The sequence below is a fragment of the Acinetobacter sp. GG23 genome (assembly GCF_057766365.1).
This window is the reverse complement of record NZ_JBYMDJ010000001.1, coordinates 120,246-136,666: the sequence shown is the minus strand read 5'-3', so window position 1 is coordinate 136,666 and position 16,421 is coordinate 120,246. Positions and strand designations below refer to the sequence as shown.

The 16,421-nt window shown below is 42.5% G+C and carries 14 protein-coding genes and 2 pseudogenes; 13 read left to right on the top strand and 3 right to left on the bottom strand.

Annotated elements, in window-relative coordinates; all coding sequences use genetic code 11:
• Nucleotides 1–108 precede the first annotated feature (108 nt).
• The 12 genes and pseudogenes from catA to AC3CAU_RS00635 all read left to right on the top strand — a co-directional run bounded on the left by catA (nt 109) and on the right by AC3CAU_RS00635 (nt 11,454).
• Nucleotides 109–1,029, top strand: a complete 921-nt coding sequence (gene catA, locus AC3CAU_RS00690) for a catechol 1,2-dioxygenase (RefSeq protein WP_131217986.1) — start codon at nt 109–111, stop codon at nt 1,027–1,029.
• 81 nt (nt 1,030–1,110) lie between these two features.
• Nucleotides 1,111–2,496 (top strand): benzoate 1,2-dioxygenase large subunit, encoded by a 1,386-nt coding sequence (benA, locus tag AC3CAU_RS00685; RefSeq protein WP_131217985.1) that lies wholly within the window; start codon nt 1,111–1,113, stop codon nt 2,494–2,496.
• Nucleotides 2,493–2,984 carry a benzoate 1,2-dioxygenase small subunit gene (gene benB, locus AC3CAU_RS00680; protein ID WP_424622240.1) on the top strand — a complete coding sequence of 164 codons (492 nt, stop codon included), beginning with the start codon at nt 2,493–2,495 and terminating at the stop codon, nt 2,982–2,984. Before benA ends, benB begins: the two co-directional genes overlap by 4 nt.
• Nucleotides 2,985–3,073: 89 nt before the next feature.
• Complete coding sequence (gene benC / locus AC3CAU_RS00675) at nt 3,074–4,090, top strand: benzoate 1,2-dioxygenase electron transfer component BenC (RefSeq protein WP_424622238.1); 1,017 nt, start codon at nt 3,074–3,076, stop codon at nt 4,088–4,090.
• Nucleotides 4,091–4,106: 16 nt separating this feature from the next.
• On the top strand, nt 4,107–4,892 hold the full coding sequence (locus tag AC3CAU_RS00670) for a 1,6-dihydroxycyclohexa-2,4-diene-1-carboxylate dehydrogenase (protein WP_447053040.1): 786 nt from the start codon (nt 4,107–4,109) through the stop codon (nt 4,890–4,892).
• Nucleotides 4,893–4,952: 60 nt separating this feature from the next.
• Nucleotides 4,953–6,194 carry a benzoate/H(+) symporter BenE gene (gene benE / locus AC3CAU_RS00665; RefSeq protein ID WP_424622235.1) on the top strand — a complete coding sequence of 414 codons (1,242 nt, stop codon included), beginning with the start codon at nt 4,953–4,955 and terminating at the stop codon, nt 6,192–6,194.
• Nucleotides 6,191–6,877 carry a 3-oxoacid CoA-transferase subunit A gene (locus tag AC3CAU_RS00660; RefSeq protein WP_447053039.1) on the top strand — a complete coding sequence of 229 codons (687 nt, stop codon included), beginning with the start codon at nt 6,191–6,193 and terminating at the stop codon, nt 6,875–6,877. Before benE ends, AC3CAU_RS00660 begins: the two co-directional genes overlap by 4 nt.
• Before the next feature lie 18 nt (nt 6,878–6,895).
• Nucleotides 6,896–7,549, top strand: coding sequence for a 3-oxoacid CoA-transferase subunit B (locus AC3CAU_RS00655; RefSeq protein ID WP_131217963.1), 654 nt, complete (start codon nt 6,896–6,898; stop codon nt 7,547–7,549).
• Between the two features lie 166 nt (nt 7,550–7,715).
• Nucleotides 7,716–8,921 (top strand): 3-oxoadipyl-CoA thiolase, encoded by a 1,206-nt coding sequence (gene pcaF / locus AC3CAU_RS00650; RefSeq protein ID WP_447053038.1) that lies wholly within the window; start codon nt 7,716–7,718, stop codon nt 8,919–8,921.
• A 65-nt stretch (nt 8,922–8,986) separates the two neighbouring features.
• Entirely contained in the window at nt 8,987–9,763 is a 777-nt protein-coding gene (gene pcaD / locus AC3CAU_RS00645; protein ID WP_424621120.1) for a 3-oxoadipate enol-lactonase, read from the top strand.
• A gap of 152 nt (nt 9,764–9,915) precedes the next feature.
• Nucleotides 9,916–10,632 (top strand): annotated as a pseudogene (locus tag AC3CAU_RS00640) (SIR2 family NAD-dependent protein deacylase).
• Between the two features lie 84 nt (nt 10,633–10,716).
• Nucleotides 10,717–11,454 carry an HAD family hydrolase gene (locus AC3CAU_RS00635; protein ID WP_131217599.1) on the top strand — a complete coding sequence of 246 codons (738 nt, stop codon included), beginning with the start codon at nt 10,717–10,719 and terminating at the stop codon, nt 11,452–11,454.
• A 707-nt stretch (nt 11,455–12,161) separates the two neighbouring features.
• Here AC3CAU_RS00635 and AC3CAU_RS00630 read toward each other — a convergent pair.
• Together AC3CAU_RS00630 and AC3CAU_RS00625 are read right to left on the bottom strand one after the other, a co-directional pair.
• The gene (locus AC3CAU_RS00630) at nt 12,162–13,331 is read right to left on the bottom strand and encodes a thiolase family protein (protein ID WP_131217425.1); all 1,170 of its coding nucleotides are present in this window, start codon (nt 13,329–13,331) and stop codon (nt 12,162–12,164) included.
• 95 nt (nt 13,332–13,426) lie between these two features.
• A pseudogene (locus AC3CAU_RS00625) lies at nt 13,427–14,194 on the bottom strand (acyl-CoA dehydrogenase C-terminal domain-containing protein); the annotation flags it as partial.
• Between the two features lie 407 nt (nt 14,195–14,601).
• On the opposite strand from AC3CAU_RS00625, the gene AC3CAU_RS00620 reads away from it, so the two are divergent.
• On the top strand, nt 14,602–15,210 hold the full coding sequence (locus AC3CAU_RS00620; RefSeq protein WP_131217426.1) for a TetR/AcrR family transcriptional regulator: 609 nt from the start codon (nt 14,602–14,604) through the stop codon (nt 15,208–15,210).
• A 22-nt stretch (nt 15,211–15,232) separates the two neighbouring features.
• On the opposite strand, the gene AC3CAU_RS00615 is transcribed toward AC3CAU_RS00620, so the two are convergent.
• The gene (locus tag AC3CAU_RS00615) at nt 15,233–16,174 is read right to left on the bottom strand and encodes a LysR family transcriptional regulator (protein ID WP_131217428.1); all 942 of its coding nucleotides are present in this window, start codon (nt 16,172–16,174) and stop codon (nt 15,233–15,235) included.
• Nucleotides 16,175–16,421: the final 247 nt, after the last annotated feature.

The following is a 16,421-nucleotide window of genomic DNA, read 5'->3' as shown; positions in this document are numbered from 1 at the left end:
CCCTTAAAGGGTAATGACAAGGATTGTGGCCAGCCAGCTTTAGCCAGCCAATATAAACGCTAAACAGCCTGCCACTCAAAAATGTATACATACTTCAGGAGCAATAGTATGAATCGCCAACAAATTGATGCACTTGTAAAAGAAATGAATGTCGACACAGCGACAGGCCCTGTTGATGAACGTGTACAACAGGTTGTTGTGCGTTTATTGGGTGATCTTTTCCAAGCGATCGAAGACCTTGATATCTCACAAACTGAATTGTGGAAAGGTCTGGAATATTTGACTGATGCAGGTCAGGCCAATGAATTGGGTCTTTTGGCTGCAGGTTTAGGTCTAGAACACTATTTAGATTTACGTGCAGATGAAGCAGATGCTAAAGCAGGTATTACTGGTGGTACACCACGTACTATTGAAGGTCCGTTATATGTAGCTGGCGCACCGGAATCGGTAAGCTTTGCTCGCATGGATGATGGTTCTGAGTCAGATAAAGTCGATACCTTGATCATTGAAGGTACAGTAACAGATACCCAAGGCAATATCATTGAAGGTGCTAAAGTTGAAATTTGGCATGCCAACAGCCTAGGCAACTACTCGTTCTTTGATAAATCACAATCTGATTTTAACTTGCGTCGCAGCATTATTACAGGTGCCGATGGTCAATACACAGCATTAACCACTATGCCAGTGGGTTATGGCTGCCCTCCTGAAGGCACGACTCAATTTGTTCTAGACAAACTTGGTCGTCACGGTAATCGCCCTTCTCATGTGCATTACTTTGTATCTGCACCAGGTTACCGCAAATTAACCACGCAATTTAACATTGAAGGCGACAAGTACCTTTGGGATGACTTTGCATTTGCAACCCGTGATGGTTTAGTCGCGACTGCTGTTGATGTAACCGACGAAGCTGAAATTGCGAAGCGTGGTCTGAATAAAGCATTCAAACACATTCAGTTCAATGTTGAACTTGTGAAAGATGCTCAAACTGCGCCATCAACTGAAGTTGAACGTCGTCGCGCAAGCGCTTAATGATCTTATGATAAGGAACCGAGATGTCAATTTAATGACATTTCGGGGACTTGCCTAAATTTGGAAAGTCGGAGAACGGACATGCCTCGTATCCCTGTAATTAACACCAGCCATCTCGACCGCATTGATGAATTACTTGTTGAAAACTATGAAACAGGTGAATTTAAGCTTCATCGTTCAGTATTCACAGATCAGGCCTTATTCGATTTAGAGATGAAATATATCTTTGAAGGCAATTGGGTTTACTTGGCACATGAGAGCCAAATTCCGAATAATAATGATTTTTACACGACTTATATGGGTCGCCAACCGATCATCATTGCGCGCAACCGTCAAGGTGAACTCAATGCAATGATCAATGCCTGTTCACACCGTGGCGCACAACTTTGTCGTCATAAGAAAGGCAATAAAGCAACTTATACTTGCCCTTTCCACGGTTGGACATTTAACAACTCGGGCAAATTGTTAAAAGTTAAAGACCCTTCTGATGCAGGCTATTCAGATTGCTTTAACAAAGACGGTTCTCACGATCTTAAGAAAGTGGCCCGTTTTGAAAGCTATAAAGGCTTCCTGTTTGGCAGCTTAAACCCGGATGTTCCACCGTTAGAAGAATATCTTGGTGAAGCAACCAAAATTATGGACATGATTGTTGATCAGTCTGATCAAGGTCTTGAAGTTTTACGTGGTGCGTCTACTTACACTTATGAAGGTAACTGGAAGTTAACTGCTGAAAACGGTGCCGATGGTTACCATGTTTCTGCCGTTCACTGGAACTATGCAGCCACAACTCAACAGCGTAAAGAAAAAGAAGCTGGTGATAATGTCCGCGCAATGAGTGCAGGATCTTGGGGCAAACAAGGTGGTGGTTCTTACGGCTTTGACAATGGTCACATGCTGCTTTGGACTCAATGGGGCAATCCTGAAGACCGTCCAAACTTCCCGAAAGCCGCGGAATATACCGAGAAATTCGGTGCTGCAATGGCGAAATGGATGATCGAGCGCTCTCGTAACCTGTGTATTTATCCAAACGTCTATTTTATGGATCAGTTCGGTTCACAAATTCGTGTACTTCGTCCTTTATCTCCCTCTAAGACTGAAGTCACCATTTACTGTATCGCACCTGTGGGTGAAGACAAAGAAGCACGTACACGCCGTATTCGCCAGTATGAAGACTTCTTTAATGCTTCAGGCATGGCAACTCCAGATGACCTGGAAGAATTCCGTGCATGCCAAGCCGGCTATGCAGGTATTGCGCTTGAATGGAATGATATGAGCCGTGGTTCCAAGCATTGGATTCAAGGTCCGGATGATGCAGCCAATGAAATTGGTTTAAAACCAAAACTTTCAGGCATCAAAACTGAAGACGAAGGTCTATACCTGGCTCAGCATGAACACTGGTTACAGCTGATGAAAGAAGCAATTACTTCTGAAAAAGAACTGGCTGCAACTGAAGGAGAAAACGCATGAGCGCGATTACTTTAGAAAACATTGCTCAATTCCTCTACAAAGAAGCGCGCTTTCTGGATGATGAACAATGGGATGACTGGTTACAGTGTTATGCTCCATCAGCAGAGTTCTGGATGCCAGCTTGGGATGATGATGACAAACTGACAACAGACCCAGAGACTGAAATCTCTTTGATTTATTACCCTGACCGTCAAGGTTTAGAAGATCGTGTATTCCGTATCAAGACTGAACGTTCTTCTGCGACCATGCCCGATACCCGTACCAGTCACAACATTTGCAATATTGAAATTGTTGAGCAAAACGGTGATCAAGTAACGGTTCGTTTTAACTGGAATACTTTGAGTTTCCGTTATAAAACCAATTACAGCTACTTTGGCACGTCACGTTATGTGATTGACTGTTCAAGCGATCAGTTCAAAATTCTAAACAAATACGTGGTGCTGAAAAACGATTACATTAATCAAGTAATCGACGTTTATCACCTCTAAAACTGTTATACCGCCAGATAAAACCTTTCAGTCAGATGGAAAATTGGCTGAAAGGTCCAGTTACAAAGATTTATATAGGATATTCAGCCATGTCAAGTCACAATATTGCACTTCAATTTGAAGATGGCGTTACACGTTTTATTTCTGTTTCAAACGGTGAAACCCTGTCGGATGCGGCTTACCGTCAAAAGATCAATATTCCTTTGGACTGTCGAGATGGTGCTTGTGGTACGTGTCGTGCATTTTGTGAATCAGGTTCGTATGACATGCCTGAAGAAACTTATATTGAAGATGCGTTAACCCCTGAAGAAGCAGCTGAAGGCTACATTTTGGCCTGTCAGTGTAAACCGACTTCGGACGCAGTATTCCAGATTCAAGCGTCATCAGAAGTATGTAAAACTGAAATTCACGCCTTCCAAGGTACGCTTGAGCGTGTTGAAAAATTGTCCGATTCAACCATCACTTTTGATATCCAGTTAGACGAAGGTCAACCTGACATTCATTTCCTCGCAGGTCAATATGTCAATGTGGGTATTCCGGGTACCACAGAAACCCGTTCGTATTCTTTCAGCTCTAAACCGGGTAACCGTTTAACCAGTTTCGTGGTCCGTAACGTGCCAAACGGTCAAATGAGCGAATTCTTAAGTAGCAATGCCAAAACAGGCGACAAAATGACTTTTGCCGGTCCTTTTGGTAGCTTTTACCTGCGTCCTGTGACCCGCCCGGTGTTAATGTTGGCAGGTGGTACAGGTATTGCACCATTTATGTCAATGCTGCAAGTTTTAGAAGAAAAAGGTTCAGAACATCCGGTACGTTTAGTGTTTGGTGTGACCAATGACTTTGACTTGGTAGCGATTGAAAAACTGAATGAACTTCAAGAAAAATTCCCTTGGTTTGAATATCGTACTGTCATCGCCAACCCAGATTCTGCGCATGAACGTAAAGGTTATGTGACCGGTCATATTGAAAATGAATGGTTAAATGCAGGTGATGTTGATATCTATCTGTGTGGTCCTGTATTGATGGTAGAAGCTGTACGTGGCTGGTTAGATGCTGAAGGCGTTAAACCTGCAAGCTTCCTGTTTGAAAAATTCTCTGCAAACTAATTCGGGAATCAATCAAATGTCTAATCGTCAAAGATTTGAAAACAAAGTCGTGGTTGTCACCGGTGCCGCACAAGGCATTGGTCGCGGTGTGGCTTTACAAGTGGCAAGCGAAGGTGCACAGGTGGTCATGGCCGACCTTTCTCCTTACGTGCAAGAAGTGTTAGCGGAAATTGAAAAGCTGGGTGGCAATGCTGTCACCATCAATGCCGACCTGGAAACTTTTGCAGGCGCACAGTCCGTTATTGAAAAAGCAATAGCGACTTATGGTCGTGTTGATATCCTAATCAACAACGTAGGTGGCGCAATCTGGATGAAACCTTTCCAGGAATTTTCTGAAGCAGAAATTCTCAAGGAAGTAAATCGTTCATTGTTCCCAACGCTATGGTGCTGCCGCGCAGTTTTACCTGAAATGATTAAAAATCAGAAAGGGACGATTGTAAACGTATCATCTATTGCCACTCGTGGGATTAACCGCGTGCCTTACTCTGCTTCTAAAGGTGGTGTAAATGGTTTAACCGCTGCCCTCGCCTTTGAACATGCCAAAGATGGTATTCGTGTCAATGCAGTGGCTACAGGTGGAACTGAAGCGCCTCCTCGTAAAGTACCGCGCAATGCCAATCCATTAACCGAATCTGAACAAGCTTGGATGCAGGAAGTGGTTGACCAAACTATTGATCGTACTTTCCTGGGCCGCTACGGCAGCATTCAAGAGCAAGTCAATGCCATCGTATTTTTGGCTTCAGATGAATCTTCATATATGACAGGAACTGTGGTCCCTGTAGGTGGTGGCGATCAGGGTTAAACCTGATCTCATCAAAATTCAACAGGATCATTGAAATCTACGCATGGAGGCAATAGCCCAATGGCATCCCTGTTTAAAACTTTAAAAGATGATTGGTCACTTTCAGCAACAGTCGCAGGATTTTTGGCTGTGCTGATTTCCTATTCGGGTCCACTCATCATCTTCTTTCAAGCTGCACAAAAAGCCAATGTCTCTTCCGAGATGATGATCTCGTGGATCTGGGGCATTTCCATCGGTGCGGCAGTTGCCGGTATTTTTTTATCGATTAAATACAAAGTACCCGTAATTACCGCTTGGTCTGCGCCCGGTACCGCCTTGTTGGTAACCCTGTTTCCCGGTTTAAGTTTGAATGAAGCGATAGCAGCCTACATTACGGCTGCTTTAGTGATTTTATTTATTGGCTTAAGTGGCTACTTCGACAAATTACTACACTGGATTCCGCAATCTATTGCTGCCGCGATGATGGCGGGAATCTTGTTTCAGTTTGGCTTGGGACTCTTTACAGCAACAGACAGTATGCCCTGGATTGTATTTAGCATGCTGCTGGTGTTTTTAGTGTCTAAACGGATTTCACCGCGCTATAGCATGCTTTGGGTCTTGATCACAGGTGTGATCTTAAGTCTGGTACTGGGCAAAATGAATCCGGTTGAAATGAGCTTTAGCTTGGCCATTCCACAATTTATTGCGCCCGAATGGACCCTGAACGGCATGCTGAATTTTGCCATTCCTTTAATTTTGGTCAGTCTGTCTGGACAGTTTTTACCGGGCATGGCCATCATGAAGCTTAGCGGTTATGACACTCCGGCTAAGCCGATTATCACGGCAACCAGCATTGCGTCCTTAGCAGTGGCCTGCGTTGGAGGAATCACCATTGTATTGGCTTCCATTACCGCAGCCTTGTGTATGGGTAAAGATGCGCATGAACTGAAAGAAAAACGTTATATCGCCGGAATTGCCAACGGTATTTTTTACATTCTAGGTGGTTTATTTGCCGGCAGTATTGTCATGTTGTTCAGCTTGCTGCCTAAAGAACTGGTCGCCGCATTGGCCGGCTTGGCTTTATTGGGTGCAATTGGTATCAATATTACAACGGCAATGAAAGATGAACATCAGCGAGATGCCGCACTGATTACATTTTTAGCCACGGCCTCTGGCATGCACTTCTTAGGTCTCAGTTCCGTATTTTGGGGAATTTGTATTGGCTTAATTGCCCATCTCATGCTGAGTAAAAAAGCAGACACCCCGCCTCCTCATTCAATGTCTAATCAAGAAACGCCATTATTGCGTCAGGAAAAACTATGATTGATAAAAGTACAGCGTCTCTCACCGAAGCGCTCTCCCAGATTAAAGATGGTGCCACCATCATGATTGGTGGTTTTGGTACAGCGGGACAACCGGCTGAACTGATTGACGGTTTAATCGAACTGGGTGTAAAAGACCTGGTCATTGTGAATAACAATGCCGGCAATGGCGATTACGGTTTGGCCAAGCTGCTTAAAACCGGTGCAGTGCGCAAGATCATCTGTTCTTTCCCGCGCCAGTCCGACTCTTATGTATTCGATGAAATCTACCGTGCCGGAAAAATTGAACTGGAACTGGTGCCGCAAGGCAATCTGGCCTGCCGGATTCAGGCTGCAGGCATGGGACTTGGTCCCATCTATACGCCAACCGGTTTTGGAACTTTGCTGGCGGAAGGCAAACCGACCCTGAACTATGAAGGCAAAGACTTTGTACTGGAAAACCCGATCAAGGCCGATTTTGCCTTGATTAAAGCGTATAAAGGCGACCGCTGGGGCAACCTGGTCTACAACAAGTCGGCACGTAACTTTGGCCCGATCATGGCCATGGCCGCCGATGTCACCATTGCGCAGGTTGCAGAAGTGGTGGAACTGGGTGCGCTTGACCCTGAACACATTATTACCCCGGGCATTTTTGTACAGCACGTGGTTGCTGTTGGCACCAAACCCCTTGAGCAATCTGCCTAATTACGTGAGGATTAAAAAATGAGCTATAGCAAACTATCCCGCGATCAAATTGCAGAGCGTGTGGCACAAGACATTCCCGATGGTGCTTATGTCAACCTCGGCATTGGTTTGCCGACCAAGATTTCCAATTACCTGCCAAAAGACAAAGATGTGTTTCTACACTCTGAAAATGGCTTGCTGGCGTTTGGTCCACCCCCGGCTGCTGGCGAAGAGGATCCGGAACTGATCAATGCCGGTAAAGAGTTTGTGACTTTATTACAGGGCGGCGCGTATTTCCATCATGGCGACTCGTTCGCGATGATGCGTGGCGGTCACCTGGATATCGCGGTACTGGGTGCGTTCCAGATTGCTGAAAATGGTGATCTGGCCAACTGGCATACCGGTGCACCGAATGCGATTCCTGCTGTCGGCGGCGCCATGGACCTGGCGGTGGGTGCGAAAAAAGTCTTTATCACCACCGATCATGTGACCAAAAAAGGCGAACCGAAGATTGTTTCAGAACTCAGCTATCCTGCCACCGGCCTGAAATGCGTAGACCGCATCTATACCGACCTGTGCGTGATTGACGTGACTGATGAAGGTATGAAAGTGATTGAGAAAGTCGAAGGTCTGTCATTTGAAGAATTGCAGTCTTTGACCGGTGCAAAGCTGATTGATGCAACTCAGGGTTAATACGCTTTAAAGAAATTTTAAATCCCCTAGATTTCCCTGAGCCAGGCTTAAGCACTGCTTTAAGCCAAAGTACAAGAAGGGAGACTTTATGCCAAAGCTCAATGTTGAAGCTCGCTAAGTCTCCCTCCTTTTCAGGAGCGATTAAGGGAGGTAAAAGGATTACATAATGAAAAATGCCTATATTATCGATGCCATCCGTACCCCATTCGGCCGTTATGCCGGGGGTCTCGCTCCGGTACGTGCCGATGACCTCGGTGCACTTCCAATTAAAGCCTTAATGCAACGTAATTCATCGGTTGACTTTGAAAAAGTAGATGATGTGATTTATGGCTGTGCCAACCAGGCCGGTGAAGACAACCGCAATGTCGGCCGTATGTCGGCCCTGCTTGCAGGAATGCCGTATCAGGTGCCTGCAACGACCGTGAACCGTTTATGTGGCTCATCACTGGATGCAGTAGCAATGGCAGCGCGTGCCATTAAAGCCGGTGAAGCAGAGCTGATTATTGCCGGGGGTGTAGAATCCATGTCACGCGCACCGCTAGTGATGGGTAAATCCGAAGGCGCTTATGGCCGCAGTCAGAAACTTGAAGACACCACCATGGGTTGGCGTTTTATCAATCCGAAACTGAAAGAGATGTATGGCGTAGAAACCATGCCGCAAACCGCGGAAAACGTGGCGGAACAGTTTAACATCAACCGTGCCGATCAAGACCAGTTCGCTTTCTCAAGTCAGCAGCGCACAGCAGCAGCACAAGCCAAAGGTTTCTTTGCCAACGAAATCGTGCCTGTGGTGATTCCACAGCGTAAAGGCGAACCCGTTGTCGTGGATAGCGATGAACATCCACGTGCTTCAACCACATTAGAAGGTTTAAATAAACTGAAACCGGTGGTGAAAGCAGAAGGTACGGTAACGGCAGGTAATGCATCCGGGATTAACGATGGTGCAGCAGCCTTGCTGATTGCTTCGGATGAGGCGGTAGAAAAATATGGCTTAAAACCACGGGCCAAGATTATTGGCGCAACCGTGGTCGGTGTGGAACCCCGCATCATGGGCTTTGGCCCTGCGCCTGCAATTAAAAAACTGCTCAAGCAAACCGGTTTAACGCTGGAGCAGATGGATGTGATTGAACTGAACGAAGCCTTTGCCGCACAAGCCTTAGCGGTGACGCGTGACTTAGGTATTGAAGATGGCTCAACCAAAGTCAATCCGAATGGTGGCGCGATCGCATTGGGTCATCCACTTGGCGCATCCGGTGCACGTCTGGTGACGACTGCGCTGAACCAGCTGGAACAGACGGGTGGCCACTACGCGCTGTGTTCAATGTGTATTGGGGTCGGTCAAGGTATCGCTTTAATTATCGAACGTGTTTAATTATTAAATGCTCTTTCCTCCCTCCTTTTGTAAAGGAGGGATCGAGGGAGAATTAGGAAATAAAAATGCCAACTTTTAACTCTAATGGTGCTCAAATCAATTACCAAACCTTTGGTAATGTCAATAAACCGGCGATTATCTTTTCAAATTCGCTCGGAACGAATTATGGAATGTGGCAACCTCAGATTAGTCATTTTCAAAATGATTTCTTTGTGATTTGTTATGACACACGTGGTCATGGCGCATCTTCAGCGCCTCAAGGTCCATATACGCTTGAGCAATTAGGTCAAGATGTCGTGAATCTGCTTGACCATCTTAATATTGAAAAAGCTGTTTTTTGCGGTATTTCGATGGGTGGCTTAACTGGTCAATGGCTTGCTGTTTACAAAGCCAAGCGTTTTAACAAAGTTATTGTATGTAATACTGCAGCGAAAATTGGTCAGGAACAAGCGTGGAATGAGCGTGCAGCACTGGTACGTGAACAAGGTTTACAACCGATCGCTTCAACTGCAGCCGGGCGCTGGTTTACAGATAAATTTATTCAAAGCAATTTAGCAGAAGTTGAAAAGTTGCAAAATAGCCTGGCAGCTGGCAGCGCTGAAGGTTATGCAAGTTGTTGTGAAGCTTTAGCAAAAGCAGATTTACGCGAACAACTCAAAGACATTGCTGTGCCAGTATTGGTCGTAGCAGGTCAGCAAGATCCCGTGACCACAGTAGCTGATGGTCAATTTATGGTTAACCAGATTAAAAATAGTGCTTTATTTGAAATTAATGCCTCGCACATTTCAAATATTGAATGTCCAGATGAGTTCAATCAGGCGGTTCAAGAGTTTATTGCTTGATAGAAAAATAACACAATTAGCCCTCACAACTTTGTGGGGGCTTTTGTTTTTATAGCTGCTTAAAAGTAAAATTAAAGTGTTATGTAAAACTTATAAAAAGCTGAATAATTTATGATAAGTTTATCTAAATTAAAGACAGCGAACCGATAGAAATGCCAAAAATCGTGATTTTTTCCGGTGCAGGAATGAGTGCAGAAAGTGGAATTAATACCTTTCGTGATCATGAGGGACTTTGGGAAAATCACAAGATTGAAGATGTAGCGACACCGCAGGCATGGCAAAGAAATCCAGAATTGGTGCAGCGCTTTTATAATGCACGGCGCAAAAGTGTTTTGGAAGCACAGCCAAATTTAGCACATCAACTCATTGCCAAAATCCAGGACTTTGCAGAATGTGATGTCATTACCCAAAATATAGATGATTTACATGAACGCGCTGGCAGCCGGCATGTTTTACATTTACATGGCAATATTCGCTTAGCCAAAAGCTCTGCACCGGGGGCACAATATTCTAAGACCTTCTACCCTGTTCAAGGCTGAGAATTAAATCTGCAACGCGATAAATGTCCGCTGGGCTATCCGCTACGTCCGCATGTGGTCTGGTTTGGCGAAGCCGTCCCCGCTTATAAATACGCCATTCAACTGGTTCAAGATGCCGATATTTTTATCGTCATTGGATCCAGTTTGGTGGTTTGCCCAGTTGCCGGACTGATTCATGAAATACCTGCAACATGTGAAGCCTATTATATTGATCCTAAAGCTGATCATCTTCGTGTACCCAAGCAATATCATTTAATTCCCCAAACCGCGACTCAAGGTATGCAGATGCTATTTACCCAACTTAAAGAACGATTTCCAAACAAAACTTAAAACAAGAAATATTTTCTATTCATCTTACTGTGCATATTCAGACGAGATATAATTCAGCTCATTCAAACAAAATGTCAGATGAAAATGTTTCAGGGGAAAAAGTTAATTTGTTTTGATTTAGATGGCACCCTGATTGATTCCGTGGGAATCTGGAATCAAGTCGATGCAACCCTGATTCAGCAATTATCGAAGATTGAAGTGGATCTGAATACCATTCAGCAGCAGCGGGATATCCAGCTGAAAAACTTCAGACAATCTCCTGATCCATATTTGGAATATTGTGGCTATCTCAACGAATTTTATGCTTTTAAATTAACTAAAGCAGAAGTTAAGTCACGACGTTATAGTATTTCACGTTATTTTCTTGATCATATTGTTCAACTCAAACCTCAAGCCCACCTATTGATTGATGCGCTCAAACAACAAGGGATAAAATTAGCACTGACTACAACCACCAGTTTGTACAATATTCAGCGTTATCAAGACAACAATACCCTTATCAATAGTAAAATTGATTTCAAGAACGATTTTTCACTCATCTTAACCCGAGAAAATGTCGAAAATATCAAGCCACATCCTGAAGTCTATCTAACCGCACTTCAGCATTTTCGCTTTAAGGCGGAAGAATGTTTAATTATTGAAGACTCACTCATTGGTGTCGAGGCAGCGAAACAAGCCGGTATTGACGTTATTGCCATTTATGACCAATATTCGGCACATGAGTTAGAGGCAATTAAAGCTCAGGCAAATTATTTTGTGCAGGATTATGCCGAGTTATTAAATTCTATTCACGGGATAGAAAAGAAAAGATGTCGTGGCTGAACTAAAATACGGCATCGGCTATAGTCATTCAACTATTTCACTTTTTATAAATTGATTTTGAATCCACCAAATCTTCGGTTCTTCCGGTAGCTTTATCTTTTAACATATGGTTAATGAAATAATTGTCACCATTTTTGTTAATCATGAGTCAACTTTTAAGTTTTGAATTTTCTAAAGCATTTTCCAAGTACCCTAGATAACCTAGTGTTTTGGATCAATCTCAATAATGGCCTGCTCCTCCATTTTAATAAAGTTAACCAAGTTACTGTATGAACCAGAGTGGGAATAACTATCTTTAGTGAGGGAGAATGCTGCGATAACCGCCATATTAGTAAGCAGTAAATTATGATGACGCAGATTATTTTCCATTTCAGACAGGTGCTAACGATAGATTACTTCATCAGCGTTAGTCACTTTACGCCAGCCTGGATCGGCCTGATAGGGAGACAACGACGTAAATGGCATGCGCTTCATTTAAGCGACCAGCAGTTTTATTACTTAGACTTGCACTGATTGTCAGGGTAATTTTTAAAGGATGTTACTGAGCAGAATAGACCAAAGCCAAAGGAACAGTGTCGGCTTCATCTGTACCAGCAAACCCCATTGGACCTACTACAGCACTGTCTTAATCAATTCCTTTTACCATCATCCTAGCGTACTAGAATCATGGCATTTGTTGGGCTTACTGCTGGATTCATTGTGCCAGTTTAAATCAATTCAACCGCAATAGCAGTCGCTTCACCACCACCAATACATAATGCAGCAATACCTTTTTTGCCGCCAGTACGTTGCAATGCATGAATCAAGGTCACAATAATACGTGAACCTGATGAACCGAGTGGATGACCGAGGGCACATGCACCACCGTTCACATTGACCTTAGCTTCATCTAAATTAAAAGCATCCATAGCCGCCATGGTTACCATCGCAAAGGCTTCATTAATTTCCCAAAGATCAACTTCAGCAGCAGTCCAGCCGGTTTTCTTTAGAACTTTCTCAATTGCACCCACCGGAGCAATACTAAATTCAGAAGGATGCTGTGAATGGCTGGCATAAGCTAAAACTTTAGCAACAGCTTCAAGTCCACGTTCAGCTGCAATTTCTTCTGAAGTAATTACCAGTGCAGAAGCCCCATCGCTGATTGAACTGGCATTTGCAGCGGTAATAGTGCCATCTTTTTTAAATGCAGGACGTAAAGTCGGAATTTTATCGGCTTTGGCATTCAGGGGTTGCTCATCTTGCTCAACCACCACATCGCCTTTACGGCTAGAGACGGTTACAGGTGCAATTTCAGCCTTAAAATAGTCGTTCTGGATTGCAGTAACGGCTTTATTTAGAGAGCTGATTGCAAAAGCATCTTGTTGCTCACGGGTATAGCCTTTTTTATCTGCCATTTCTTGTGCAAGTATGCCCATCGAAAGACCGGTTTCCGCATCTTCCAGACCTTCCTGGAACATATGGTCTGTGGTTTTACCATGCCCCATACGGTAACCGGCACGGGCTTTTTCAAGTAAATATGGCGCATTACTCATCGATTCCATACCCCCTGCAACCACGATTTGTGCAGAACCGGCTTTAACTGCATCGGCCGCTTGCATAACCGCTTTCATACCCGAACCACAAATTTTATTGATGGTGGTTGCACCGGTCGAATCAGGCAAGCCTGCCTGGCGCATGGCCTGACGTGCTGGCCCTTGCTTTAAACCTGCAGGCAACACGCAACCAAAAATCACTTCATCAATATCTGTAGGCTGTAAGCCTGAACGTGTGACTACTTCTTTAATAGCCACTGCACCTAAATCTGGTGCTGTACATGCTGAAAGCGAGCCTTGAAAACCACCCATCGCTGTACGTACAGCATTCACAATAACAATCATTCTTTTCCATCCTCATTTATAGATCTTATCTACTGACATGAACAGAATACTCTACCCATATCATTTCCTTTTGAAGTAAAGCATTGGTCTTAGACTTAAGATTGAGCAGTAAAAAAGTAGTCTTCAGGTAACTGCATCATCAAGTTTGAACCGGCTTTAATTTGGGCAATATATGCAGTTAAGCCAGATAATATTTTTTCTGCAAAATACTGCGCCAAAATAAGTTTGTTTTGACAGAGTGCTTCTGTTTTAGCTTGAGCTGCTTGCGAGATTCTTGCAAACTATAACTAAAGCTCAGTAAGCCCAATGTATACAAGTAATCTACCGCAACCCCATTAGCAAAATCAGCTGGCCTTTCGCCTGTTGCAAAATAAACCGGGTAATCGCTTCCACTTCATTACATGCTTTTAAAGTCGCGGCTTTAATCGCAAGTGAATTATCTAATGTAGCAAAAAATTCACGAATTTCAGTGATATATTTCGTCATATTAGTACCATTCTTGCGAATGGTTTTACGGCCGATTAAATCCTGAGCTTGTACACCATTGGTGCCTTCATAAATTTGCGAGATCCGCAGGTCACGCACGCATTGTTGCATGCCCCATTCCCGGATATATCCATGATCACCAAACACCATTTGGGCATCAAGCACAGTATTCAATGCCGTATCGGTTAAATAGGCTTTGGTAATTAAACCCTACACGATCCTTACTTTTTCACCGCTTCTGCATCGCTAGGGCATTTGGTGATATCCAGTTGCTGCTCCACATACATCGCAAATGCATGTGATATTTCATTGTTGGCACGACCATTAAGGAGCGTACGGCGTACATCACCATGAACCAAAATTGAATCGGCTGGCTTCTAATGCTAGCTGAACAAAACCTCTTTTCTATCATTTAAATTGACTTTGACTTAAGAAATTCATTCTAAAACCTCATCTTTAAATGTACGGTTAAAATACCGTTTGATCAGAATATTATTTCTTTGCGTTTAATCTATGATTCCACTTTTTAGGGCTAAATAACAATAAAATAATTATTATCCAATTGGAATTTTATTGGCGATTATTGACCTCTCAGGTTCTCATTTATTGACTTTTAATTTTTGCTATGCACGTGAGCGCTATGAAATTCAAAATGGGGGTCAAATATAAATATCGAATTTTAAATATTAATTTTTACCAATTTCTAACCATAGTGGCATGGTCATAATAATTTTATTAGTATATGTTGAAGACGCTTTTTTAATGTTTGCTTGGAACAATTGCAATGAATACAGTACGCCAACAAAATTTTCTATTACGAAAAGAGAAAATTTTAGCCATGGCAGAAACGCTTTTGCTGGATAACAATCAAGATATTACGCTTGGAGAATTAGCCTCTGAACTGGATATTGCCAAAGGCACCATTTATAAACATTTTAAAAGCAAAAATCAGCTGTATTTAGAACTGATTATTTTGAATGAAAAAAGATTATTAGAAATTTCAAAAAAATATAAAAACAATATTAAAACCTATGTTTCACAGTACATGCTTTACAACATGTTAAATTCTAACCGGACTATTTTATTACACGTGATTGAAGACCGACTAACCAACAATGAAAGAAAATTAAAAGAATTATTTGAAGAATTATATCAGGTGCGTGAAGAACGGATTATTGAAATCAAAGACATGACCGATGAATATTTAACATCCTTAGATAGCGCCATGTCAATTCGCGATTATTTATCTTATATCTGGACCGTGACCTATGGTGCATCTTTACTCCTCAATTCAACCCATTATCAAAAATCCATTGGTTCTCGTGAACGTTTAATCAAGCTGTATATCAATCAGGCACTCATGACCCCGGATAAAATTTCTTCCGTAGATTAGTAAATCGATATGATTTAAATCATTATTCTTGTTGCTGAATCATTCCAGGCATCGAACCATCCAGTTCATTCATTTGGCTGAATAATTCATAACACATCTGACGCAGCCATTGATGACTGGTTTTGTGATGACAAGACATATGCCAATATTGTTTTACGGCATAGCTTGGAAAGGTAATCGGCGCTTCTAAAATTTGTAAATTGCCGCGCGACAATAACACTTTACTTAAATAATAAGGCACGGTTGCTATGGCATCGGTTTCCTGTACCACTAGCCCCACACCTAAATAGCTTGGTAAACGCATTAAAATATTACGTTTTAATTCTAAATTAAGTAACTCATTTTCAATATGGTAATGCCCCATTCCAGCATCAATATCGATATGGGGTTCACTGATATATTGTTCAGTAGTTAAACTGTTTCCACTCAGCCTTGGATGATCTTTAGAAGCAATCACCACATAATATTGTTCAAATAATTTTTGTTGATAAAAACCATTTTCCAAATTGGGTAAAAAACCAATGGCTAAATCAATTTCCCCATTGGCCATCTGATAACTAGTTTCTGAAGTAATCGCGCGTACATTCAAGCGAATATGCGAAGCATGTTGTTTTAAATACTGTGAAATTTTAGGTAATAACACCAAATGTGAAACATCGGTCATGGCAATGGTAAATTTCTGCTGCGAAACCGATTGATCAAAATCAATGGTGAAATTATTGATGATCTCGACCTTACTTAGTGCTTCACTGACCAAGGGAAAAAGCTGTTTAGATAACTCGGTAGGAATCATCTCATTGCCAATTCTTAAAAAAAGCGGATCATTATAATGCTGTCTAATTTTATTCAGAATATTACTGACCGTCGGTTGACTCATCGACAGATTTTCTGCTGCAACCGAAACACTTTTATATTTATAAATATAAAGAAAAACACTGAGTAATTTACAGTCAAGCTCAAACACTAATTAAAATCCTACTTGTTTTAATCCATAACAGATATACATCATCTGCTTTTTTAGTCTTATTTCCAATGCTCATTTATACCGAATATCGTATGAAACTGTAATTAGAACGGCAGTTAATTATATAAGTACAGGTAAGAATAAACCATTTTTTATTTTTTTGAATCAAGCGCTAAACTGTATATCTTTTCGCCTAAAGCTTCAGTAAGATCGAATTAAATGGGTGATAAAACAATAGAAATGTCAC